23 protein-coding genes are annotated in these 24,549 nt (G+C 45.5%); 13 read left to right on the top strand and 10 right to left on the bottom strand.

What is annotated here, in order from left to right; all coding sequences use genetic code 11:
* Positions 1-29: 29 nt before the first annotated feature.
* Positions 30-704 carry a RadC family protein gene (gene radC, locus R7F64_RS07115; protein ID WP_025768320.1) on the bottom strand — a complete coding sequence of 225 codons (675 nt, stop codon included), beginning with the start codon at positions 702-704 and terminating at the stop codon, positions 30-32.
* Positions 705-818: 114 nt separating this feature from the next.
* Positions 819-2,492 (bottom strand): methyl-accepting chemotaxis protein, encoded by a 1,674-nt coding sequence (locus tag R7F64_RS07110; RefSeq protein WP_017820706.1) that lies wholly within the window; start codon positions 2,490-2,492, stop codon positions 819-821.
* A 193-nt stretch (positions 2,493-2,685) separates the two neighbouring features.
* Here R7F64_RS07110 and coaBC point away from each other — a divergent pair, with 193 nt between their 5' ends.
* The 3 genes from coaBC to R7F64_RS07095 all read left to right on the top strand — a co-directional run bounded on the left by coaBC (position 2,686) and on the right by R7F64_RS07095 (position 5,604).
* Positions 2,686-3,885, top strand: coding sequence for a bifunctional phosphopantothenoylcysteine decarboxylase/phosphopantothenate--cysteine ligase CoaBC (gene coaBC / locus R7F64_RS07105; protein WP_005379387.1), 1,200 nt, complete (start codon positions 2,686-2,688; stop codon positions 3,883-3,885).
* A 171-nt stretch (positions 3,886-4,056) separates the two neighbouring features.
* Positions 4,057-4,647: a nucleoid occlusion factor SlmA gene (gene slmA, locus R7F64_RS07100; RefSeq protein ID WP_005379386.1), complete on the top strand. Its 591-nt coding sequence runs from the start codon at positions 4,057-4,059 to the stop codon at positions 4,645-4,647.
* Between the two features lie 6 nt (positions 4,648-4,653).
* Positions 4,654-5,604, top strand: coding sequence for a Kdo(2)-lipid IV(A) acyltransferase (locus R7F64_RS07095; RefSeq protein WP_318071562.1), 951 nt, complete (start codon positions 4,654-4,656; stop codon positions 5,602-5,604).
* Between the two features lie 84 nt (positions 5,605-5,688).
* Here the strand turns inward: R7F64_RS07095 and pyrE are convergent, their stop codons facing one another.
* Both pyrE and rph read right to left on the bottom strand, forming a co-directional pair.
* Entirely contained in the window at positions 5,689-6,330 is a 642-nt protein-coding gene (gene pyrE, locus R7F64_RS07090) for an orotate phosphoribosyltransferase (RefSeq protein WP_104979943.1), read from the bottom strand.
* 104 nt (positions 6,331-6,434) lie between these two features.
* Positions 6,435-7,151, bottom strand: coding sequence for a ribonuclease PH (gene rph / locus R7F64_RS07085; RefSeq protein ID WP_017634994.1), 717 nt, complete (start codon positions 7,149-7,151; stop codon positions 6,435-6,437).
* Between the two features lie 184 nt (positions 7,152-7,335).
* Here rph and R7F64_RS07080 point away from each other — a divergent pair, with 184 nt between their 5' ends.
* Positions 7,336-8,202, top strand: a complete 867-nt coding sequence (locus tag R7F64_RS07080) for a YicC/YloC family endoribonuclease (protein WP_151514496.1) — start codon at positions 7,336-7,338, stop codon at positions 8,200-8,202.
* Between the two features lie 55 nt (positions 8,203-8,257).
* Here the strand turns inward: R7F64_RS07080 and R7F64_RS07075 are convergent, their stop codons facing one another.
* From R7F64_RS07075 to R7F64_RS07050, 6 genes are all read right to left on the bottom strand, one after another.
* Positions 8,258-8,683, bottom strand: coding sequence for a phosphate-starvation-inducible protein PsiE (locus R7F64_RS07075; RefSeq protein ID WP_171344442.1), 426 nt, complete (start codon positions 8,681-8,683; stop codon positions 8,258-8,260).
* 168 nt (positions 8,684-8,851) lie between these two features.
* Positions 8,852-9,691: an ABC transporter ATP-binding protein gene (locus R7F64_RS07070; protein ID WP_318071561.1), complete on the bottom strand. Its 840-nt coding sequence runs from the start codon at positions 9,689-9,691 to the stop codon at positions 8,852-8,854.
* Between the two features lie 35 nt (positions 9,692-9,726).
* Entirely contained in the window at positions 9,727-10,584 is an 858-nt protein-coding gene (locus R7F64_RS07065) for an ABC transporter ATP-binding protein (protein ID WP_132936683.1), read from the bottom strand.
* Between the two features lie 9 nt (positions 10,585-10,593).
* On the bottom strand, positions 10,594-12,420 hold the full coding sequence (locus tag R7F64_RS07060; protein WP_017634997.1) for an extracellular solute-binding protein: 1,827 nt from the start codon (positions 12,418-12,420) through the stop codon (positions 10,594-10,596).
* A gap of 37 nt (positions 12,421-12,457) precedes the next feature.
* On the bottom strand, positions 12,458-13,501 hold the full coding sequence (locus R7F64_RS07055; RefSeq protein ID WP_005379369.1) for an ABC transporter permease: 1,044 nt from the start codon (positions 13,499-13,501) through the stop codon (positions 12,458-12,460).
* Position 13,502: 1 nt separating this feature from the next.
* Positions 13,503-14,528: an ABC transporter permease subunit gene (locus R7F64_RS07050; RefSeq protein WP_005384771.1), complete on the bottom strand. Its 1,026-nt coding sequence runs from the start codon at positions 14,526-14,528 to the stop codon at positions 13,503-13,505.
* 820 nt (positions 14,529-15,348) lie between these two features.
* On the opposite strand from R7F64_RS07050, the gene R7F64_RS07045 reads away from it, so the two are divergent.
* From R7F64_RS07045 to rpoZ, 9 genes are all read left to right on the top strand, one after another.
* A complete protein-coding gene (locus tag R7F64_RS07045) occupies positions 15,349-17,949 on the top strand; it encodes a TonB-dependent receptor plug domain-containing protein (RefSeq protein ID WP_017634998.1) in 2,601 nt (866 codons plus the stop codon).
* A 65-nt stretch (positions 17,950-18,014) separates the two neighbouring features.
* Positions 18,015-18,779, top strand: a complete 765-nt coding sequence (locus tag R7F64_RS07040; RefSeq protein ID WP_005379365.1) for a DUF3450 domain-containing protein — start codon at positions 18,015-18,017, stop codon at positions 18,777-18,779.
* 3 nt (positions 18,780-18,782) lie between these two features.
* The gene (locus R7F64_RS07035) at positions 18,783-20,144 is read left to right on the top strand and encodes a MotA/TolQ/ExbB proton channel family protein (protein ID WP_086046437.1); all 1,362 of its coding nucleotides are present in this window, start codon (positions 18,783-18,785) and stop codon (positions 20,142-20,144) included.
* A 9-nt stretch (positions 20,145-20,153) separates the two neighbouring features.
* Positions 20,154-20,681, top strand: a complete 528-nt coding sequence (locus R7F64_RS07030) for a MotA/TolQ/ExbB proton channel family protein (RefSeq protein ID WP_005379363.1) — start codon at positions 20,154-20,156, stop codon at positions 20,679-20,681.
* Positions 20,682-20,706: 25 nt separating this feature from the next.
* Complete coding sequence (locus R7F64_RS07025) at positions 20,707-21,114, top strand: ExbD/TolR family protein (RefSeq protein ID WP_005379359.1); 408 nt, start codon at positions 20,707-20,709, stop codon at positions 21,112-21,114.
* Between the two features lie 4 nt (positions 21,115-21,118).
* The gene (locus tag R7F64_RS07020) at positions 21,119-21,751 is read left to right on the top strand and encodes an energy transducer TonB (protein ID WP_005379353.1); all 633 of its coding nucleotides are present in this window, start codon (positions 21,119-21,121) and stop codon (positions 21,749-21,751) included.
* A gap of 9 nt (positions 21,752-21,760) precedes the next feature.
* Complete coding sequence (locus R7F64_RS07015; RefSeq protein ID WP_005379348.1) at positions 21,761-22,984, top strand: tetratricopeptide repeat protein; 1,224 nt, start codon at positions 21,761-21,763, stop codon at positions 22,982-22,984.
* A gap of 448 nt (positions 22,985-23,432) precedes the next feature.
* On the top strand, positions 23,433-24,056 hold the full coding sequence (gmk, locus tag R7F64_RS07010; protein ID WP_005379347.1) for a guanylate kinase: 624 nt from the start codon (positions 23,433-23,435) through the stop codon (positions 24,054-24,056).
* 181 nt (positions 24,057-24,237) lie between these two features.
* Positions 24,238-24,510 (top strand): DNA-directed RNA polymerase subunit omega, encoded by a 273-nt coding sequence (rpoZ, locus tag R7F64_RS07005; protein WP_005379346.1) that lies wholly within the window; start codon positions 24,238-24,240, stop codon positions 24,508-24,510.
* Positions 24,511-24,549: the final 39 nt, after the last annotated feature.

Genomic DNA, 24,549 nt, shown 5'->3' with positions numbered 1-24,549 from the left:
TAGCAACTAACAACCTAAAAAACGCACAGTTATATCCAGCCTCTTTCAGCAAAAGAGACACTTTCCCCATCTCCGATGACGAAATGGTCCAAAATACGAATATCCACCAATGCTAATGCGTCGGTGAGACGCCTTGTAATCCTTCTGTCAGCTTGGCTCGGCTCAGCAACGCCTGAAGGGTGATTGTGCGCCAAAATCAAAGCCGCCGCGTTATGATGCAGAGCACGCTTAACAACTTCTCTCGGATACACCGACGCTGCATCCAACGTTCCTTCAAATAAAATTTCATCTTTTATCACTCGGTGCTGGTTATCGAGAAAAAGAATATAAAAAGCCTCTCTTTGCCGATCCCTTAAAATAGAAGACAGATATAACTTAGTTTGGTCGGGGCTGGTTAAGGCATCACCACGCTTTAGCGTCTCCGCCAAGTAACGTTGTGTCATTTCTAGTACCGCTTGCAACTGAACATACTTGGCTTGCCCTAATCCTTTGTGACGACAAAACTCTTCTTCTGATGCTGAAAATAGTTGTCTGAGCGAACCAAAGTCTTGAATAAGGAAGTCTGCAAGCTCAATCACGTTCATTCCGCGGGTGCCTGTGCGCAAGAAGATGGCCAGCAGTTCGGCATCGGTCAAAGCTTGCGGCCCTCGTTGCAGTAGCTTCTCTCTGGGCATGGACTCATTTGGCAAAGCTTTCAGTATCATCTGATGTCTCTTTATATGGAAAGTGTCCCTATTCCACAAAACAAAAAGCGAAAGTCGAGTATGACTTTCGCTTTCTTCGTACCATCAGTGCTTTCCATGCAACTTAACAGTTCATCAGAGTTTAAAGTTGCCAACCAAGCCGTGAATTTCCGTTCCAGACTGTGATAGCTGCGTGCTGATTGACTCGGCATGCTGCAACGTCTCATTAATGTTGTTCACGATCTGTTGAATAGCCACTAAGTTTTGGTTGATGTCTTCTGCAACCGCGCTTTGTTCTTCTGCGGCAGACGCGGTTTGAATACCCATATCTCGAATTGTTCCGATAGAATGATGAACACCAGAAAGAGATTGCTGAATGAGCGCAGATTCTTCCGCCGTTTTGACACCTCGTTTTTGGCTCACCGACATCGTACTGACCGCTCTTGATACACCATTTTGTAGCTGCTTGAGCATGTCGCCAATTTCATGAGTACTATTTTGCGTACGACTGGCTAACGAGCGCACTTCATCCGCAACGACGGCAAACCCTCGACCTTGCTCACCGGCTCTAGCCGCTTCAATCGCCGCATTTAGGGCCAACAAATTCGTTTGCTCGGCTATCTCGCCAATCACATCCAGCACTTTGGTTATTTTTTCGGTCTGTAAACTCAACTCAGAAATTGCATCTGACGTGCTGTCTATCTCCGTCACGAGTTCGGTAATGCCTTCTATTGCTTGCTCGACCTCATGCTGAGCGGCGGTGACTTGACTGTTGGCATCGTCAATTGCCTGCGCGGTCGCATTAGTATTGCTGGCTACTTCTTTGGCAGTCATGCTCATTTGCGTCACTGCCGTCACGACTTTGTCCGTCTCTAAACAGTGATCCTGCATTTGACCGCTCGCTTGGCTGGTCTGAGTGTTCAGGCTTTGAGAAACGGTCTGTACTGTCGTCGCAGAGCGATGAATGTCCTGCATCAGTGGGTGCAGCTTATCCATAAACTCATTAAACGCGGCCGCCACTTCACCGACTTCATCCTGACTTTCGACTTTTAAACGAGCCGTTAAGTCACCGCCGCCTGCGGCAACATCTTTTAATGAAGCCGCGACATGTTGTAATGGCTGAATGCCTTTAGACACCACGATACTGGTGAGAACACTGGTAATGATCAATCCAATAACGGAAATCAACACGGCAGATAACGTATGCTCTTTTAGCTCTTGAGTCTTTAACTCTCTGTGCATCGCAACTTGCTGGTCGATGTCATCAATATAAACGCCAGTACCTAAAACCCAGTCCCATTTCGATAGATATTCTGCATAGCCCAACTTAGGCGCTTGTGCGTCAATGGTCGGTTTGTGCCACGAGAAATAGAGGAACCCATCCCCTTTTTGAGAAGCGTCAATCAAGCCCGCAATAACTGCGACCCCATTTTCATCTTTTAAGTCGTAAAGGTTTTTACCCTCTAATGCAGGTTTGATGGCGTGCAACGTATTCACACCTTGAGAGTCGTAGGCAAAAAAGTAACCATCGCTTTCAAAGCGCATGGCTTTCAGAATTTCTTTTGCTGCCTCTTTATTACTTCCATTTACATCCGCGTCGTATAACGGTTTTATCGCCGTCACGCCCATCATCATGTAGGCTTGTAACTCTTTCTTTTTCGTTTCGATGAGCTCTTGCCTGTCTCTTGCTAGCTCCGCTTCCAAACTTTTACTGCTGTTGATGTAATACACCACTGAGATCAACGTAGTGATCAACAACAGCGGAATTAGGGTTATCAGCAGCAATTTGTTTCGACTTTTCAACACCATGGTTTCCACTACCTCTTTTTCTTTTCAGACTTGCAAACTCCGCGCAACTTGTCTGTGAGGTAGGCGAGAATTTTCCCTTCCTCGGTCAGATTAATACTCTGGAGTTTGATGTGAATTATCTTCTCGTTATATATGCTCGGGCGGTCAGACTTTGAATTGTGTTAAAATCCGGTCATCAAATTGGAGATCTCACATGCAAACACTAGCAGGAAAGAAAATTCTACTCGGCATCAGTGGCGGTATTGCCGCGTATAAATGTGCGGAGCTAACCCGTCGCCTCATAGAGAGAGGAGCGCAAGTTCAAGTTGTAATGACGAAAGCCGCAAAAGAGTTCATTACCCCTTTAACCATGCAAGCCGTTTCGGGCCGTCCTGTCTCGGACAGTTTACTAGACCCAGCAGCGGAAGCCTCTATGGGCCATATTGAATTGGCCAAATGGGCAGATTTAGTGCTATTAGCGCCCGCGACCGCGGACTTAATCGCGCGCATGTCCGCAGGCATGGGGAACGATTTACTTACTACGCTCGTGCTCGCGACGGATTCCCCTGTTGCTGTTTCTCCTGCGATGAATCAACAGATGTATCGCAATATCGCAACCCAAGAGAACATCGCTACGTTAGCGCGTCGTGGTATGCACATCTGGGGCCCTGCGGCAGGAGAGCAAGCCTGTGGTGATGTAGGACCAGGTCGAATGCTGGAACCAATGCAGCTAGTACATCTATGTGAACAGTTCTTTCAACCAAAATTGCTAGAAGGTAAGTCGATACTCATTACCGCCGGACCAACTCGCGAAGCGATTGATCCAGTGCGTTACATTACAAACCATAGCTCCGGGAAAATGGGCTATGCATTGGCGAGCGCCGCAGCGCAGATGGGAGCAAAAGTCACCCTCGTGAGCGGTCCTGTCAGTTTAAATACGCCCGTAGGTGTTGAGCGCATAAATGTTTCCAGTGCACAAGAGATGCACGAAGCCGTTATGACACATGCAAACCAGCATGATGCCTTTATTAGCTGCGCTGCCGTTGCCGACTACCGCCCACAAACGATCGCGTCTCAAAAGTTGAAAAAGACAGAAGACAACGAAGAAATGGTCATTAATATGGTTAAAAATCCTGATATTGTTGCATCTGTGGCAGCAATGACGGAGAAGCGTCCGTTTACCGTCGGTTTTGCGGCTGAAACCAATGATGTAGAGACCTATGCTCGAGGCAAGTTAACAAAGAAAAACCTCGATATGATCTGTGCAAACGACGTTTCGGTTGCAGGGCAAGGATTTAACAGCAACGACAACGCAATTACCCTTTACTGGCCTGAAGGTGAACTTGCGCTCGCTTTGGAATCAAAAGAAGCATTGAGCTTTAAAATTCTCGAAAAAATGCATCAATTGATGTAACTAACGTTTGAAAACCCTGCCAATTTTTTACAAAAGCTGGCATAAATTTGGTACAAAAATGACAACTAAGGGTGTTAAATCTCCCATTCCACCCTTAGTGGTCTAGTTTGAGGCGAAATAGCGTCTTATAATCCCCTCCGCTCAACTTTGTATTTTGAAAGGAAGTAACTAATGGCCGGCAGTAAAAAATCCAACCGTCGTGAAGAAATCTTACAAGCATTGGCAGAAATGCTTGAATCAACAGATGGCGCTTCACGCATTACTACGGCAAAACTGGCCAAGCAAGTCGGCGTTTCAGAAGCCGCGCTGTATCGTCATTTCCCAAGTAAAGCGCGCATGTTCGAAGGGTTGATTGAGTTCATTGAAGAAGCCTTGATGACACGTATCAACCGTATTCTAGACGACGAAAAAGATACACTAGAGCGTATTCGTATGGTGATGCACCTTATTTTGGCGTTCTCTGAACGTAACCCAGGTCTGACACGCATTTTGTCGGGTCATGCTCTAATGTTTGAAAATGAACGTCTACGTGAACGCATCAATCAACTCTTTGAGCGTATAGAAACACAATTGCGCCAAATCCTGCGTGAACGTAAGATTCGTGAAGGGAAGTCTTTCCCTGTCGAAGAGCGCATCCTAGCCGCGCAAATTCTGGGACAAGTTGAGGGGAGCCTAAACCGCTTTGTGCGTAGCGACTTTAAATACCAGCCGACTGCAAACTTTGACGAGTACTGGGCGCTTTTGAGTGCACAAATAAAGTAAAAGACTATGAGTAAAGACAAATACACGCAGCCCGAGTTTTCTCTTTCACTTCTTCACCCTCGTAACTGGGGCGTATGGCTTGGTTTTGGTCTGTTGGCCATCCTCGTCAATATTCTTCCTTATCGGCTGCTGCTTTCATTAGGTCGTTCACTCGGCAAACTTGGCATGCGCTACGGTAAAAAGCGTGTCCACGTTGCTCAGCGTAACTTAGAATTGGCCTTTCCAGACAAAACACCTGAAGAGATTCAACATATTGTTGAAGAGAACTTCAAAAATACCGGTATGGCACTGATAGAAACCGGAATCACTTGGTTCTGGCCGACTTGGCGCTTTAAAAACCTGATCGTCGAGAAAGATCTCGGCGCACTGCGTGAAAAAGCCAAAGAAGGTAAAGGCGTCCTACTTTGTTGTGTCCATGCTCTTAATCTAGAGATCACTGCGCGTGCTTTCGCCGTGTTAGGCGTGGCCGGGTACGGCGCGTTTCGTCCGCATAATAATCCTGCTTATAACTTTATCCAGTATTGGGGACGGACACATAACGGCAATAAACTGATTGATCGTAAAGATGTAAAAAAGATGATTCGTGTTTTACGCAGCGGTGAGCGTCTGTTCTATTTACCGGATCACGATTACGGTCGCAAAAAATCAGTATTTGTGCCCTTCTTTGCCGTAGACGATGCGTGTACGACAACAGGCACGAGCATTCTGGCGTATACCTCAAAATGTGCGATCATCCCAGGCTCAGGGTTTCGCAATGACAAAGGAAAATACGACATCATCGCCGATAACTGCATTGAAGCCGATTATCCACAAAAAGACGAAGTCGCCGCTGCCGCTTATATGAACAAGTATGTGGAAAAAGTCATTCTACGCGCTCCAGAGCAATGGATGTGGCTCCATAAACGCTATAAAACCATGCAAGATGAGCATGTCGAGAAAGGCATTCGCTATAAGTAAGTGGTCAAGGCGATGAATCCAAAAACAAAAAAGGGCAGATGAATATCCATCTGCCCTTTTTACTTTTTCAGAAAAAGTAACCAATTAAATGCCGTATTCTGCGCGGTACGCTTTGACTGCTTCTAGATGCTCTTTGTCTGTGCCTTTCTCTTCAAGGAAAGTCACAAGGTCAGTCAGGCTAATGATTGAGATGATTGCACAACCAAAGTCACGCTCCACTTCTTGAATCGCAGACAACTCACCTTTGCCTTTTTCTTGGCGGTCAATCGCAACCAACACACCAGCAAGGTCTGCGCCATTTGCTTGAATGATTTCCATCGATTCACGAATCGCAGTACCTGCTGTGATTACGTCATCTACTAGCATGATACGACCTTCAAGCGCAGAGCCTACAAGGTTACCGCCTTCGCCGTGATCTTTCGCTTCTTTACGGTTGAAGCAGTAAGGCGTGTCGATATCGTGGTGATCCGCTAGCGCGACTGCTGTTGTCGTCGCGATTGGGATACCTTTGTACGCCGGGCCAAACAGCACATCAAACTCAATGCCAGAATCAGCAAGCGCTGCTGCGTAAAAACGACCAAGACGCGCTAGGTCACGACCAGTATTGAAAAGACCAGCGTTAAAGAAGTACGGGCTTTTACGGCCAGATTTCAAAGTAAACTCACCAAACTTAAGAACTTCTTTCTCAAGTGCAAACTCAATAAATTCACGCTGGTATGCTTTCATTATTTTCTCTCTATGTCCTTGGTTTCTTGTGTCTCTTCTCGACAATCATTCATTTCTCTATTGTCGAGATAAAAAAATAGCCCCCATAATGGGAGCTATCTAAATCAATTGGCTAACGCCGCCTTCTGCGCTGCGACAATTTCCGTAATGCCGACTTTCGCCGACTCTAGCAGAGCCATCAGCTGCTCGTGACTGAACGGTTCACCTTCTGCGGTGCCCTGAATTTCAATCATCTTGCCTTCTTCTGTCATTACCACGTTCATGTCTGTGTCTGCCGCTGAATCTTCAACGTATTCAAGGTCACACAGAACATCATCACCTAGCAAACCAACTGAAACTGCCGCTACGTGGCCTTTCATTGGGTTTGCTTTTAGCTTGCCGCTATCTACTAGGTGTTGGAATGCATCGGCCATTGCAACACTTGCGCCGCTGATGGATGCAGTACGCGTACCACCGTCAGCTTGGATAACGTCACAGTCAACGGTGATCATGAACTCACCCATGGCTTTTAGGTCGACAACAGCGCGTAGGCTTCGCGCGATAAGACGCTGAATTTCCATCGTACGGCCGCCTTGTTTGCCACTTGCCGCTTCACGACGAGTACGCGAATGTGTTGCTCGAGGTAGCATGCCGTATTCAGCTGTAACCCAGCCTTTACCTTGACCTTTTAGCCAACGTGGCACAGATTCTTCGACGGTCGCATTACACAACACTTTGGTGTTACCGAACTCAACTAGCACTGACCCTTCAGCGTAAGCTGTGTAGTTACGAGTAATTTTGATAGGGCGAACTTGATCCGCCTTGCGATCGTTTGGACGCATGGGCATCTACCTTAAATATGAGGAGAAGACGATTTGGTTGGGCGAAGATTATAACGGAATCGATTCCGGATTCATAGGTTACGCATCTGGCACAACATAAACAATCCATACATCCCGCGCACCTATCGACGCAGCGTGATACACTCTTGAAGTAATTTTCAAAAAATGAAGACAGGAAAATTCGATGATTTACAGTATGACAGCGTATGCACGCAAAGAAGTAAAAGGCGATTGGGGTTCTGCGGTATGGGAAATCCGCAGCGTGAACCAGCGTTATTTAGAAACATACTTCCGCATGCCAGAGCAATTTCGCGGGTTAGAGCCCGTTTTACGTGAGCGTTTTCGTAAGCGCTTAGCGCGAGGCAAAGTAGAATGTAATCTACGCTTTGAAGCAAACCCTGCCGCAAAAGGTGAGCTTAGCATCAATGAAGCGCTTGCTAGCCAGGTAATTAAAGCCGCTGAACAAGTCATGCACATGACTGGTGAACTGAGCCGAATCAATCCATTTCAAGTCATGCAATGGCCGGGGGTAATGGAAACGCCAGAGCAAGACATGGATGCGGTAAATAAAGTGCTACTAGAAGCGTTTGATGGCGCAATGGATGAATTTATTGAAGCGCGCGCTCGTGAAGGCGAGAACATGAAGGCGCTAATTGAGCAACGCCTAGAAGCGATCACATCAGAAGTTGTGAAAGTGCGCGCACGCATGCCAGAAATACTAGAGTGGCAACGTGAGCGTCTGTTCTCTAAATTTGAAGATGCGAAAGTAGAGTTAGAACCATCTCGCGTTGAGCAAGAGCTTATCCTTCTGGCACAGAAATCAGACGTAGCAGAAGAGCTAGACCGTCTTGACTCTCACGTAAAAGAAACAACAAACATCCTGAAGAAAGGTGGCGCAGTCGGTCGTCGTCTAGATTTCATGATGCAAGAGTTCAACCGTGAATCGAACACGCTAGCGTCGAAATCCATCAGCACCGACATCACCGCATCGGGCGTTGAACTGAAAGTTCTAATTGAACAGATGCGTGAGCAGATCCAAAACATTGAATGATCTAAAAGTCATCGAGTATTGAAACAAAAAAGCCCCGCTAATACGGGGCTTTCTTTTATTCGTCTTTTTCCAAAGTACTGTTATCAACGTAGGGCCAATAATGGTGCCCAATTCTGATCAGCAAAGTAGCCGCAGCCAAAATAAACGCAGCCAGAGATAACCACACAACCAAAACCGCATCCAGCTCTTTCATTCCGAGTGTGATGTAGCGGGCGATCGCCATCATCGCGATATAGATAGGATAGCGTACCGGAATTTTACCATTCATCACGAACTGCTGCACCATGGCGAGCACTTCCAGATAGATAAACATCAAAAGAATATCTGTGAGTAAGACACGCTTCTCTACAAATACGTGCACAAACTCTTGCATCATGGCGTACAACGTCGCCAAGGTAATAGAGACTAATAACACCGCCTCCAAAATATGGAAGACTCTCAGGAAAGGTCGACTAAAGGATTTCGGTAAATTCGACGGCATGGTCCATTATCCAAACAAAGAAAATAGGCCTTGAGTTTAGCATGCAACGATCTTCAATCAATCAGAATAAACATCAGTGCGAATCGACTCCAAGTCCTGGCATTTGCTTATAAAAACGCTCCGCTTATTTGGCGGAGCGCTTTTGTGTTATAGGACCTGTGGCATCACTTACGCCACTTGCTGCTTTTTTTCAGCTACGCGCTTTTTCTCCCGATATTTAGGGTGAGTGATCGGAATCGCAGATAGGAGTTTTTTGGTGTATTCGTTTTGCGGGTTTGCATAAATTTCTTTAGCGCTGCCTGCTTCTACCACTTTACCAAAATACATCACGGCAACTTTGTCAGAGACATGTTTCACCACAGAGAGATCGTGAGAGATAAATATGATCGCCAAGTTCATTTCTTGTTGCAGTTGTAGCAATAGGTTCAAGATTTGCGCCTGTACCGACACATCTAACGCAGATACCGATTCATCACAAATCAGCAGTTTAGGCTTCAATGCAATCGCGCGAGCGATACCGATACGCTGCCGTTGTCCGCCTGAAAATTCATGTGGATAACGGTTTACTGCCGTTTCTGGTAATCCCACTTTGATTAAAAGCTCTTTTACCCATTGTTTACGCTCTGTTGGCGTGCCAATTTTATGAATAACAAACGGTTCTTCCAGAATCATACCGATGGTATGACGCTGATTGAGTGACTCCATTGGGTCTTGAAAGACGATTTGCATGTCTTTACGCAGCGAGCGCATCTCTTTCACAGACAATTTTGTGATGTCTTTACCTTCAAAGAAAATCTTACCTTCCGTTGGCTCGTATAACTTTAAGATCGTGCGACCAAGGGTGCTTTTACCACAACCTGACTCACCAACTAGCCCCAGTGTTTCACCTTCAGAAACAGACAGTGAAACTCCGTCTACCGCTTTGATGGTGTAGCCTTTCTTGAACAGCCCTTTACCAGAAACAAAGTGCTGCTTAAGATTTTCAATTCTTAATACTTCTTTTGCCATAACATCCTCTTTTATGACTGGTTCACTTTGCTCAGTTAACTGGCAAACATACTGGCATCAATAGGCTTGATATCGATCATCTGCTTTGGCTCATTATCTAAGCTCGGCATCAGCCCCATCAAACGCTCTGTATATGGGTGCTGTGGGTTATCAAACAACTCAAAAATTTCTGCTTTTTCGACAATACGCCCGCCATACATCACGGCAACATCATCACACACTTCTGCCACAACCCCGAGATCGTGAGTGATGAATATCATCGCCATGCCCGTTTCTTCCTGAAGATCGTTCATCAGTTCAAGGATAGACGCCTGAACCGTAACATCCAACGCTGTAGTCGGTTCATCACAAATCAGAATATCCGGCTTACAGGCCAATGCCATCGCGATCATGACACGCTGGCGCATACCACCAGATAGGTTATGGGGATACTCATTCAATCGCTTCTCTGGCATTGGAATTTTTACTTTTGCCAGCATTTCAATCGAGTACGCCTCCCGCTCCTTTTTGTCGAGCTCAGGTCGATGGAGCTCAAGCACTTCACATATTTGACGACCAATGGTGTGCACTGGGTTGAGCGCCGTCATCGGGTCTTGGAAGATGATCGAAATGCGATCGCCACGCATGGCGTACATCTCTTCCGCAGGCAAATCAACTAGGTTGGTGCCGCGATAATTCACTTCACCTTTGATAATGTTGCCATATGGCTTAGGTAATAGCCCCATGATCGACATTGAGGTTACGCTCTTACCACTACCTGACTCTCCTACCAGACCGAGTGTACGTCCAGCTCTCACATCAAAGTTCACACCATGCAGAACCTTCACTGGCCCATCATCGGTGGTAAATTCAACTTCGAGATCTTTAACACTTAGGATTACATCGTTTTCCATAACCAATCCTTACAGCTTATAAGTGTCATCTACGACAACAACAGGTTCAAAAGCTTTGCCTGACTTCATCGCTTGTTTCGTTTCTTTTTTGATATCACTATCAATCCAGTAAGTGCCATCGCCTATGATTGCACCACTGAACAGCGCCTCTGTCATGCGATTCATTGGCTTATCTGGAAACTTTAACCAGCGCCAGTGACCATAGCGGACATAAGGAACCATGTAGCCTGGGACGATAACGTGAGCATCAATGATGTCACGCTGAATCTCATGACCTAGCTGGATCTTTTTATCCATATCCATGCCAAAACGATACTCGATGATCTTTTCATCCAGTTCAGGCGTGCTGTAGTTTGTGAAAGAGTTAGTTTGCGGCTTGTTCGCATTGACTGAATGGAAGTACTCCCAATACGTTGGGATCTCAGACGTACCCATATCTAAGAAAGCCAAATCGTGCTTTTTCTCACGTACGTATTTGAACATGGATGAGCCATCAACTAACTTGAGCTCAATATCCAGCCCTGCTAGCTTGGCTTGCTCACGCAAAAATGCAATACGAGGAGTATGAACAGGTGTTCCGTAGGTCAGCTCGAAGCTTAAGCGCTCACCTTTATCATTAACACGAATACCATCAGAACCAATTTTGTTAAAGCCTGCGGCTTCGAATGCCTCGGCCGCTTTTGCGGGATCAAACTTCGGTGCCTTAGCATCTGGTAGGGTGTATTTACCATGACCATAACCGGTCGGGTTCGGTTTACGGGAGTAGTCGCCACGCATGACATTCTCTATCATGCCATCAAAGTCAATCGCGTAAGTAATGCCCTTGCGAATGTTTAAATCATCCAGCAAAGGCATCGCGGTGTTCATCCATACACCACCAGCCCCAACTGGGAATTGGTTGTAACCCCAGAACTTTTGAATGTATCCCTTTTGGTAAGGTTCCGTATTCGATTTATCATGCCATAAGCTTGGTAAAACAAGACCAAATGCGTCCAGCTTCCCTTTCTCAAAGTGCTTCATCGCGATATCACTGTCGCGAATCACTGTGATGCGGATTTTGTCGACATTATAACGATGTTGATAATACTTATTGCTGTAACCCCACCAGTCTTCACCGACATGTTTGAAGGTCACACTTTTACCTTTTTTAATGTCATCTAGGTAGTATGCACTGGTCGTTGGTTCACTTTTAAAATTGTAGTAGCGGACAAAGTTGTCATGTATACCGTCACCATTTTCATCTTTTGAAGGGTTAGCATAAAAATGTGCGGGACGTGGGCGCAGGGCCCCCATTCGTAACAGCAACTCTTCCGGATTAAACTCTTTCGCCGCCTTAACAGCAAACGTGTGAGTGTCGTACTTGATAACATCCGCAATCGTTTTGTTGTAGTAATCGTTGTACCAAGGCTCCAAGATGTCCTTGGAACGATAAAACTTCAGCATGAACACGAAATCGTCGGCAGTCACAGGTTTGCCGTCCGACCATTTGGCTTCAGGGTTGAGTTTGAAATAGACCGTTTTGTTGTCACCTGCTAACGCCCACTCGTTAGCAAGCTCAGGGATGAACTCTAAAGTATCTGGGTGGCGGACCACCAAGCCTGGTGTTTCATCTAAGATAAAAGAACGTAGCCCTGCATTAGCGTCTGGGCCAACACTACGTAACGTCTGCGGGAAACTTGACATAAAGGTGCGATAAGTCCCTCCACGTTTCGCTTCTGGCGAACCATATTGAGGCTCATCCCAGTTTGTTTGCCAGTTTAAGTCAGTCGGAAGCGTTGCTGACATTGCACCAAAACTCAGGGCGCTCAGCGTGGACGCTAAAAATAATTTCTTCATAAAACTTCCCTTTTTATGTTTTGCTCACAATGCTCGCTTAAACATAGCGTGTGAATTTTTTCGGGTCGAAAGCCGCTCGAATGGCTTCACCAATAAAGGTCACCATTACCAGAACCAGAACTATAGAAGTCACTACTGACGCAACAATCCATGGCGAATCTAAGTTTGACTTACCTTGTTGCAGTAGTTCACCCCAACTTGGCGTTGGTGGCATCAAGCCTAATCCTAGGTAATCGAGAGCAGTCAGTGCTGTGATGTTAGCTGCAATAGTAAAAGGCGCTAGGGTTACAATCATCACCATCGTATTTGGCAAGATGTGATTAAACAAGATACGTCCGGTCGATGCCCCTAAAGCACGAGCCGCCATTACATATTCTCGTGCCGCTTCTTTATAGGTCATGGTCCGCATGTACCATGTCATACCCATCCAAGTGAAAAGCACGTTAATAGCGACAAAGAGAGCAAACGTCGGCTGAACGATTGAGACAAGAATCATAATGACGTACAAAAACGGGACCATTGACCAGATTTCGATAAGTCGCTGTACAAACAAGTCAAATTTACCGCCCCAAAAACCCATAGCACAACCGACTGCAGTACCGATCGCGTAGGAAATGGCCATCGTAAGCAACGCAAATCCCATCGCCGTTCTGAATCCGTAGACGAGTCGCGCCAAAATATCGCGACCTATCACATCTGTACCTAAATAATGCTTATTTTCGGCACTAGGTGCTGTTGGCGGGAAATCACCACTAAAATCTTGTTCGTATGGGTTCCACGGCACAAGCGGCAAAATAACAAAGTTGTCGCCCCCTTCAGCCTCAAACGCTTTTTGCAGTACACGATAATCGGCTTCACTGGATGACTCTTGGCCGAATTCGCTACCTAAACGTACGTCACTGACAACAGGAAAATAGTAGCTACCATCGTACTTGACGACTAGCGCTTTACTGTTGATCAAAAGTTCGGCGAATAGAGAAAGGATCAACATGATAGAAAGAGCAACAAACGACCAATAGCCTCGTTTGATCTCTTTAAAGTGACGAATTTTCTTTTGAGTTAATGGACTAACTTTAATCATGTTACGCTCCAAACTTCACACGTGGGTCGACTAAAGCAACACAAATATCTGAAATGATGTTACCAATGAGAAGTAACAACGCATTAATGGCGACAATACCCATAACAACAGGGTAATCACGCTCCATGATTGATTCGTAACCCAATAAGCCAATGCCATCAATATTGAAGATAACTTCAATCAGGAAAGCACCGGTCATGAAGAACAACAAAGAGTTACCAAAGTGACTCGCGATTGGAATTAAGCTGTTACGCAACGCGTGCTTACGAACTGCTTTTTTGAAAGGTAATCCTTTCGCAATTGCGGTGCGGATGTAATCTGAGGAAAGGTTTTCCATCAGGTTATTTTTCATTGTCATCGTCAGCGTGGCAAAATCACCAATGAGGTAACAGATCAAAGGCAACACCGCATGCCACATAATGTCTTTAGCGCGTTCAAAGAAGGTTTCGTAATCGTCGAAGTCATCGCCGACAAAGCCTCCCATCGGAAACCATTCCAAGTGATAACTAAATAACGTGATCAGCAATACACCCACCACATAACCTGGTAGCGCGTAGCCTACGAAAATGAGTACTGAAGAAGCGGAATCAAACACAGAACCGTGCTTGAGTGCCTTATAGTAACCAAGAGGAATCGAGATAAAATAACTAATAAAGAAGGTCATGCCGCCATAAAACAACGACACTGGCAAACGCTCTGCGATCATGTCCGAGACAGGCTCGTAGTAACGCGTCGACTCGCCAAGATCTAGCATTACCAAACGACTTAACCACTCGACGTACGCTTCCGTTACTGGTTTATCCAGGCCATAAAACGCATTCAGCTCCGCGATTTGATCGTCAGAAAGGGCCGTATTACCACCCGCAGACGTCATTGATGCGGCGCCGTCCCCCTGGGACTGCATTTGTGACAACATGCGTTCAACAGGTCCGCCAGGCACGAAACGAGTGATAGCAAAGATGAGAATAGTTATCCCGAGAAACGTTGGGATAACCAACGCCAAACGGCGTAAAAAGTACGACAGCATATACAACTTGCTCCTTGTCTACTGTCCAGTTCAAACGGAGTGAAAGAGGATATTTTCCGCCCAAAATGGTGCATATTTATCTCGTAGTAACTAAAACTGTTGAAGCACACTCCCTGCGCCTCAAGAGCTAGACTTTTCTACTACTGCAATAATTTCAGCGTCATATTTATCTTGAATCCACATCAGCTTCAAGTGTTTGAAACCAAAACATGACAAACTTCCTTCGATGTCGAAAAACAGAAATGTTTTTGTAAAAAATTATAAAAAACCACAAAAATAATTCATACAGAATATCAATCTAGGCTGTTTAGAGCCAAAACCCTACATAAAAATGCACCCTACACACATAAATAGACACATAATCCAAGGTTATATTTGACCTAAAAATACGAGTGAGCCCTTTAACCGCAATGGGTATCATATTTTGATACCACCTAATAAGTTCGAGCTAACAAAGTATGGATTCGATATAAAACTCATCTCAGAACAATTCACTGGAAAAATATCTTTTTCCAGATTCAATTACCCACTAAAAAACCATAGGCAAGATAAGTCATTAAAGTTTATAAGAAACACAAAATACGGTGTTTTATTGAAATTTAATATCGATCCATAAACATTATTCGGTTTTTTATTCCGCCTTTTAAATAAAGCCTGGTTATTTACATCTTTTTTACATTTAAGCATCCCCGTTTACCACTGGTTTGACTTCCTTTTTTCATCTCGGTTATACATTGGCCGAACGTTAACGAAATATTAACGTCACATTTGGCCGCTATGCGGCCAGACATAGGAAATAATAATAATCGGAGCAACAAGGATGTATAAAAACACAACCGCTTTATCTGTTGCGATAAGCCTTGCTTTGGGGACAGCAGCAGTTGCAGCCCCAGCAACAGCACTGGCAGAAGAGCAACAAGTTGAAAAACTTCAAAAGATGAAAGTTACTGGTTCGCGTATCTCCACGACGGATATGGAAGGTCCTTCACCAGTTACTGTTATTAATAGTAAAGACATTGAGTCTAAAGGCTTTAACAGCGCGCAAGACGTATTGAACAGTTTGACCCAAAACACAGGTGGTGTAATGGCTCAAACAGACTCTTTCTCGTTTACACCAGCAGCGCAGTCAGTCAACTTACGTGGCCTTGGCGCGTCACGCACATTGATTCTTATTGATGGCCGTCGTCTTCCTCAATACCCGCTAGCACAAGATGGTACATCTAACTTCCAAGATATCGGCCAAATCCCTGTCGCCGCTATTGAGCGTGTTGAAGTAATGACCGACTCAGGTTCTGCTATCTACGGCTCCGACGCAATCGGTGGTGTCGTAAACTTCATTTTAAAGAAAGACTTTGATGGCGTTTCTGTAAAAGTACGCGCGGGTGACGCGACGGATGGTGGTTACCAAAATGGTCGTTTAGACGTTGTAGCTGGCAAAAACTTTGACGACAAACGTATTCTCTTCGTTGGCCAATTTGCGGGCAACGAAATGCTAAAGCAATCTGACCGAGATGATTGGGCTGGCGATGACGGTTCTAGCCGTTCTCAGCTAAGTGGCTACTCTAGCTACGGTGCAAACTTTGAAGGCGCCAACGGAACACTTCTAACACCAGCTGATGCTGGTTCTTCATGTAAAGAAGTCGTTGGTGATGCCGCGATTGAACGAGCGGATGGAAAGTGTGGTGTTAACCGCTCTGCGTACCGAACATTAAAACCAGAAAATAAACAAGTAGACCTACTTTTACGTGGTGAAATGGACATTAACGACAATGTCACTGCCATGGCAGAAGCCCGTTTTGGCTACAAGTCTACAGAATCTGAATTCGAACCTAACCCTTATAGCGTTGAAGTTGATGCCACTCACTTCCGCGGCGAAGGCGAATACACTCGCCGTATGGTCGAATTTGGACCACGCGAAAGTAACACTGAAGCCGATTCTTTTGGCTTAACCTTAGGCTTGAACGGCCTGCTTGCTGATACGTATGATTGGGACCTATCCGCTGGTTACTCTGAGCAAAGCGTTGAAACAAGCAACCCAGCAATCTTCCTAACTCTCGACCAAGCTGTACAAAATGGTGATGTCGATCTTCTAGGGCCTATCTCTCAAGACGTTGTAGACAAATACAGCGGCACTTCAAGCAAAGAAGCTTACTCAAAGCTTTACTCTGTTAACGGCTCACTGGCTGGTGATTTGGTTGAACTTCCTGCAGGTATGTCTGGCTTTGCTGTTTATGGTGAATGGAACCGTACTGACTACAATGAGACGATTGATGCTACAACAGCAGCCGGTGGTTTCTCAGGTCTAGGTGGAACGTCAGGCGGCGGTGACCGCGATCAGATTGGTCTTGGTGTTGAAGCTCTTATTCCTATCATTGAAGATTTAGAAATGACTGTCGCTGGTCGTTACGACCACTACTTCGACGACTCGGCAACTGGCGGCGCATTCACTCCTAAAGTAGCCCTAGCATACCGTCCTACTGACACCCTATTGCTACGTGGTAGCTACGGTCTAGGCTTCCGAGCTCCAGACTTGAAGCGACTATTTGGTGATCAAACTCGAGGCTTTGGTTCTGGTTTTGACCCTGTGCTTTGTGCCAACGCTGGTGGTAGCGGCCCACAAGATAAAGATAAGTACCCAGAGTGTGATACTCAGTACTTCGATACGCTTAATGGCCCTAACTCAGAGCTGAAAGAAGAAACAAGTACAAACATTAACTTGGGCCTAGCGTGGGAGCCTGTGGATGATCTTGGTGTAACTGTTGACTGGTACCACATCAAGATGGAAGACGTCGTAACAGCACCAACTTACCAAGACGTAATTAACGATCCAGGTAAATACCCAGGTACTGAAGTCGTTCGTAACCCAGATGGCACCATCAAGTCGGTATCCTATGGTCCAGTGAACCAGTCGTATGAAGAGCGTTCTGGTATTGACCTAGCGATCAAATACGCATACGACACTAATGAGTTCGGTTCATTTAACACGCGTGTTGCTGTAACGAAGATCTTGATTGCTGAATATCAAGAAAACGACAGCGAGCCTGTAACGGATGAAAGAGATTTCATGCCTGAATACACCGCAACGTTAAATCTTGGCTGGGCATATGAAGATGTCGCTATCAACCTATTTGGTAAATACCGCGACCGTATGTGTTCAAGCTACGCAAACCGTTACTACTTTGATGACTGTGATTCTGCTAAAAAAGCGGGTTACAAAGCAGAAATCGCTAGTATGACAACGTGGAACCTAACGGCTTCTTACCAATTCAACGAGAGTGGTCGTGTAACTCTTGGTGCTATCAACATGTTTGACAAAGTACCGCCTGCAGATCCTCTAAGCGATACCTCTCCATTCTATGCAACTGGGTATGACGATCCAATCGGACGTCAGCTATACGTCGAGGCATCATACGACTTCTAAAAAATATTTGGCGCGGGTTTTCCGCGCCCTTTTCGACTGACTAAAACACTGACAAGGATGCAACCATGAAATTCAAGGAATTTGGTCTCAGTGCCATAGCTGCAGCATTGCTTACTATCAGTAGTAGCTCTATAGCGGCCAACTCTGGTGCTGTCGTTTCCACACAAGCAAAAGCAAATCAATCTTCAGAAGCTTCGCAACAAAAAATCGACAATTATGCCGAAAGTACTGAAGGCATGTTGGCAGAATACAAAGGCTTACTACGTCAAATCGACAGCATGAAAGTCTACAACGAGCAAATTAACCGTATGGTTCAATCACAGCAAGGTGAATTGGACTCATTAAATAACCAAATTGCTCAGATCGATCAAACGGCAACAGAAGTAGTGCCACTAACACTTAAAATGATCGATGCACTCGATGAGTTTGTGACTCTCGATCTGCCTTTCCAGAAAAAAGAACGTAATAAACGTGTCCAAGAACTGCGTCGTCTCATGGATCGCGCCGACGTAACAACTTCTGAGAAATTCCGTAAAGTGATGGAAGCCTACCAAATTGAAGAAGGCTTCTCTCGCTCAATTGAATCTTACAAAGCTAGCCTAGATAGAAATGGGGAAACCGTGACTTACGACTTCCTACGTATTGGTCGCACGGCGCTTTTATTCCAATCTCCAGACGGTGGTGAGACAGGTATGTGGAACCAACAAACACGTCAATGGGAAACATTACCGGAAAGCTACCGCATAGCGGTACAGCAAGGCCTTCGTATCGCGAAGAAGCAAGCGCCACCAGCGCTAATCAAATTGCCTGTATATGCTGGGGAGGAATAAGAGATGAAAGGATTCAAAACTCTAGCCGCTGGTCTACTAGCGAGCTTATTTATGGTTTCAGGCGTACAAGCAGAAACGCCTAAAAACCTATCTGAACTACTCAAAAACGTAAAATCAGAAAGCATCGTTGAGTCAAAAGAGAACAAAGCCCGTGAAGCTGAGTTCAAGAACAACCGAGATAAGCAAGCGGCATTATTGCAACAGGCTCGTGAAGAGCTAGCTTCACAGCAAGCACTGGGCGATCAACTTAAAGCGACATTTGATGAAAACGATAAGCAGCTGACTGAACTAACAGAAACCTTACGTGTTCGCTCTGGTACTTTGGGCGAAATGTTTGGTGTGGTCCGCCAATATGCGGGCGAGTTTAAGGGCTTATTTGCTGCCTCTCAAAACGCTGTTCAGTTCCCAGAGCGTGACGCTCTACTAACGAAACTGGCTGAAAGCAAAGAACTGCCATCAACACAAGAGCTAGAAGCATTCTGGCATACCATTCTTCAACAAGTGGTTGCCTCAGGCGAGACAGTAACAACCCAAGCAACGGTTGTTTATGGCGAAGGTAAAGAAGCGGTTCGCGATGTTACTCTTGTCGGTGAATTTAACGCGATTGCCGATGGTAAGTACGTTACTTATGTACCTCAAACAGGTAAGTTCGAAGAACTCTCTCGACAGCCTCGCACCAATATTACACGTCATGTTGCGGGCTTTGAGTCAGCGTCAAACAGCTATGAGCCACTGTTTATTGACCCATCCCGTGGTGTAATTCTGTCTCTACTTGTACAAAGCCCTACCGTTCAAGAACGTATTGATCAAGGTGGCATTGTAGGTTACGTCATCCTTGGTATGGGTGCAGTTGGCGCTATCATTGCTCTAGTTTGCTTCCTACGCCTTCAAGTGATTGGCGGTAAAATGCGTAAGCAAGCGAAATCAGAAACCGTGATTCCTGGTAATCCTCTGGGTGAAGTTATCCAAGCTTACCAAGAACACAAAGGTGACAACCTTGAAGATCTTGAAGCGAAACTGGACGAAATCATCCTACGTAACGCACCGAGCATTGAACGCTTTATCAGCTCAATCAAACTGTTCGCTTCTGTAGCACCACTTCTAGGTCTACTGGGTACGGTAATGGGTATGATCGGTACGTTCCAAGCAATCACACTATTTGGTACAGGTGATCCTAAGCTAATGGCTGGCGGTATCTCTGAAGCACTTGTTACTACGATGCTTGGTCTGGTTGTCGCAATTCCTCTACTGTTCCTGTACACCATCGTACACAGTAAAGGTCGTCGTTTGGTTCAAACTCTTGAAGAACAGAGTGCAGGCTTCATCGCTCGCTATCAGGAAAAACTACATAAAGCCGAAAGCTAAGGAGGCGTTATGTGGTGGTTAGTTGGAGAACTTGAATCAATTAGGCGCTTCTTGGGAATGGGTGGCGATGTACTCGTCGCCATCTTCATCCTCAGCTTTATGCTTTGGGCAGTATTGTTAGAACGTTGGTTCTATTTTGCTGCCGTCGCTCCAAAAGCCATGAAAAAAGCCGTTGGCTCATGGCAGGGGCGATCAGAGCACCAGAGCTGGAACGCTAAGATGATCCGACAAGAAATTGTTTCTCGTCAGGACATTGAGAATAAAAAGGGCCTGCCAATCGTGAAAGTGTTGATTGCGCTTTGTCCCTTACTGGGTTTGCTCGGCACCGTTGTTGGCATGATCCAAGTATTCGACATCTTAGCGGTAACAGGAACAGGAAGCCCTCGAGCAATGGCCTCGGGGATCTCAAAGGCAACAATCCCAACTTTAGCCGGGATGGTGGCTTCTCTATCAGGACTGTTCTTTAGTTCACGTCTTGATCATTTAGCCAAAGTCACAACGCAAAAGCTGGAAGATAAGCTAAAGCATATTGCCTGAGTAAATGGAATTAGAGGTATAGGTCATGAAAAGACGCTATAGCAGTGATAGCAGTGATGAAACCGCTATCGATATGACACCGATGCTCGACATCGTATTCATCATGTTGATCTTCTTTATCGTAACAACATCGTTCGTAAAAGAAGCTGGTCTAGAAGTAAACCGCCCGACAGCAAGCTCTGCGCAAACCGTGAAAAAAGGTAACATCATGGTCGCAGTTGGTGCGGCGGGTGATGTTTGGGTTGATAAACGCCGCATCGAAGTGGACGCGGTTCGCGCGAATATTGAACGTCTTCGTGCAGAAAGCCCTGATGGCGCAGTTGTTATCCAAGCCGACACTGAGGCAAATGCTGGCGTAGTCGTGAAGGTTATGGACCAGATCAAAATGGCAGGTGTAGAAAGCATCTCCATTGCCGCAACCAATAAGGATTAAGCTTATGCGGTATCTGGCCTCAATTGCACTGGCGCTCATTGTCTCCCTCGGGTTGTTCTGGGGGATGGACAAGCTAGTAAACAAAGAGCGCCACGAGTTAGTGTCGAATGATGACCTGCGTATGGTCGAGTTTATTCGCATTAAACCAGACGAAAAAATACAGGAGAAAAAACGCGAACTTCCAAAACCACCACCGCCTAAGCGTCCGCCGCCACCGCCAGAAATGAAAGTGACAGCGACAGTAAAACCGGTGATGGAGCAGACCCCAATGGATATGCCAAAGCTTGACCTACCCGTAAATGTTACAGGTGGTTCGGTGCTTGGACATTATAGCCAGGGTGGAGGTGCGCAACTCGCGGGTAGCGGAGGTCCAACACCTCTAGCGACATTCCAACCTCAAATGCCTAGGAAGGCTGCGAAAGCAGGAATAGAAAAAGGGGTCGTCTTATTAGAGTTTACTGTAAACGCACGTGGTGCCGTAGAGGACATCAAAGTTCTTAAAGAGCAACCACGACGCTTAGGCCTCGGTCGAGCGGCAAGAAAAACAGTCTCTAAATGGACATTTAAACCAAAATTGGTTGACGGGAAACCTGTTAGCTCGCGCCTATCGCAAGAAATAGAGTTCTCAACCAATTAAGGAGTCACGATGAAAAGTTTATGGAAAAGCAAAGTGGCTTCTTTAATTCTCTTCGCAGGAGTGGCAATGGCCGCTCCTACGATGGCAAAAGAAGCTCCTCAGTTATCAGATCGGACATTTCGAACCGTTAACAAAGTGCAAGAGTTGATCGCAACTGAAAAATATTCAGCAGCGAAAGAAAAACTAGCAAGCGCTTTAGAAAGCACAAGTTCGAAAAAATACGACCGAGCAGTTTTACTTCAGCAGACTGGCTTTTTGTATTCGCTACAAGACAATTATGTGCAAGCAGCAAAATACTTTGCCGAAGCATTACAGCTCGACGCACTTCCCGTTCCGGTTGCTCAACAAGTTCGCTACAGCTTGGCTCAGCTTTACCTAGCTGAAGAAAAGTATACGTTGTCTGTAAAAACGATGAAGGAATGGTTCAAGGTTGCAGAAACAACCAAAGAGAAGCCTCAAGCTCATGCTTATATCACGTTAGCGAGCGCTTATGTTCAGTTGGAAGATTACAAAAATGCAATCCCGCCAACCAAAAAAGCCATCGCGATGAGCAAGAGCCCAAGTGAGTCTTGGTACTTAATTCTCGTTGCATCTCACTACGAGTTAGGCCAGCTGAAAAGCGTTGCCAGTGTACTCAAAACTCTAACTTCAAAGTACCCTCAGAAAAAGCGTTACTGGATGCAACTTTCTGGTGTCTACATGGAGCTAGGTCAAGAACGCAACTCTCTAGCCACCCTAGAAATGGTTTACAAAATGGGGAAACTAGAAGGAGAGAAGGAATATTTACGCTTTGTAAACTTCTTGGCTTATCAAGGTATTCCATATAAAGCAGCCAAAACTCTTGAAAAGGAAATGGCAGCTGGAAACATTGAAAAGACGAAGGAAAACTATGACCGCCTAGCCAGCTTCTGGCAGCAAGCTAAAGAGCTAGATAAATCAATTCTCGCTTATAAAAAGTCATATAACCTCGCTCCTTCTGCTAAAACGCAAATTCAGATTGCTCGCTTAATGATACAAGACAAGCAGTATTCTGAAGCAACTCGTTTTGTAGAAAGCGCGGCATCCAGTGCCTCTAAAGAGCAAAAGGCAGAACTTGAATACATTCGCGGGATGGCCTATTTCGAGCTTAAGCAGCCACAAAAGGCCTTGCAGGCGATGAAAGGCGCTGCTCAATCGCCAAAATTCAGGTCAACCGTTAGCCCTTGGATAAATTTCCTAGAGTCTCAAGGATAATTCGAAGATTAAGTGTGAGTCAGTCGCACGCCTGGGGAAGTGAAAGCTTCCCCTTTTTTCCGTTTTATCTTTATTAACCCCTATTTTTAACCAGAGTCACTCACGCAAGCCAAATCGGGACTCTAAACCTAAAATCAGCACACTAAACGGTTGTAGAAATGGTTTTAATAACAGAGTGCGCGGATGGTAAGTCCTGTATCACGCTCCTTCTTCGCTGTTTAGGAACACTCTGGCGTAAGTAACTATTTCATCTGAGACGATCACAGACAGAAAGATCAACTGGTAACAAAATAGAGATCATGATACTCTTCGCCTCCATTTTTCTGGCGGGATTATCACCAATATCCACCCCTTTGGTGGTTGATTTCTCAATGCCAGTGCTATCGTTATAAGAATGTCGAACTTTCCTTCGGCACTCAATCAATCCAATCAAAAGTGGAACAGTACAATGGGCAAAGGTACTCTCTATATCGTATCTGCACCTAGCGGCGCAGGTAAATCTAGCTTGATCTCAGCGATGTTGGAACGCAACCCAACCTATGCAATGAAAGTGTCTGTGTCTCACACCACGCGCAACATGCGACCTGGTGAAGAAAATGGTGTCCACTACCATTTTGTAGCGAAAGATGAGTTTGAAGCCCTGATCGCTAAAGGTGACTTCCTAGAATACGCAGAAGTGTTTGGTAATTATTACGGCACATCTCGTGTATGGATTGAAGAAACACTAAATAAAGGTATCGACGTTTTTCTAGATATCGACTGGCAAGGCGCACGCCAAATCCGTGAACAAATGCCAGAAGCCAAAAGCATCTTCATCCTGCCACCATCAAACGGTGAGTTAGAGCGTCGCTTGAACACTCGTGGTCAAGATAGCGATGAAGTGATCGCAAAGCGTATGGCTGAAGCCAAGTCGGAAATCTCTCATTACAACGAGTACGACTACGTGATCGTAAACGACGATTTTGATACTGCTTTGATGGATTTTAAAGCTATCTTGCGTGCTGAAAGATTGAAGGAAGAAAAGCAAGCTGCTAAATATAAAGGTATGCTTGACGCGTTGTTAGCAGAGTAACTTCAAAAAAGTCACGCTGTAAAACATAAAGAATTTCCCGTTTTTTGCCCAGTGCGAAAAACACAATAAAGTACCTGAGAAAGTCCACAAACGGTGGCTTGTCTAATTGCTAGTAAATAAAGTAGTTAGGTTGTATACTTTCTCGTCATTCTAAAATTTTAGTTAACTATTTGGAGTCCTCATGGCACGCGTAACTGTTCAAGACGCTGTTGAAAAAGTTGGCAACCGTTTCGACCTAGTACTGATTGCGGCTCGCCGCGCTCGTCAAATGCAAACTGGCGGTAAAGATGCACTAGTGCCAGAAGAGAACGATAAGCCAACGGTTATCGCTCTACGCGAAATCGAAGAAGGTTTAATTACTAAAGAAGTTCTAGACGCTCGTGAACGTCAAGAACAGCAAGAGCAAGAAGCGGCAGAGCTAGCGGCAGTAAGCAGCATCGCTCACAACCGTTAATTCTGACTTTAGAATTCAACAACCTCCCGGGCCTATAAT

The sequence above is a fragment of the Vibrio sp. Vb1980 genome (assembly GCF_033338615.1).
GTDB lineage: Bacteria > Pseudomonadota > Gammaproteobacteria > Enterobacterales > Vibrionaceae > Vibrio > Vibrio alginolyticus.
The sequence above is the reverse complement of the archived record's forward strand: the minus strand, read 5'-3'. Positions and strand labels throughout refer to the sequence as shown.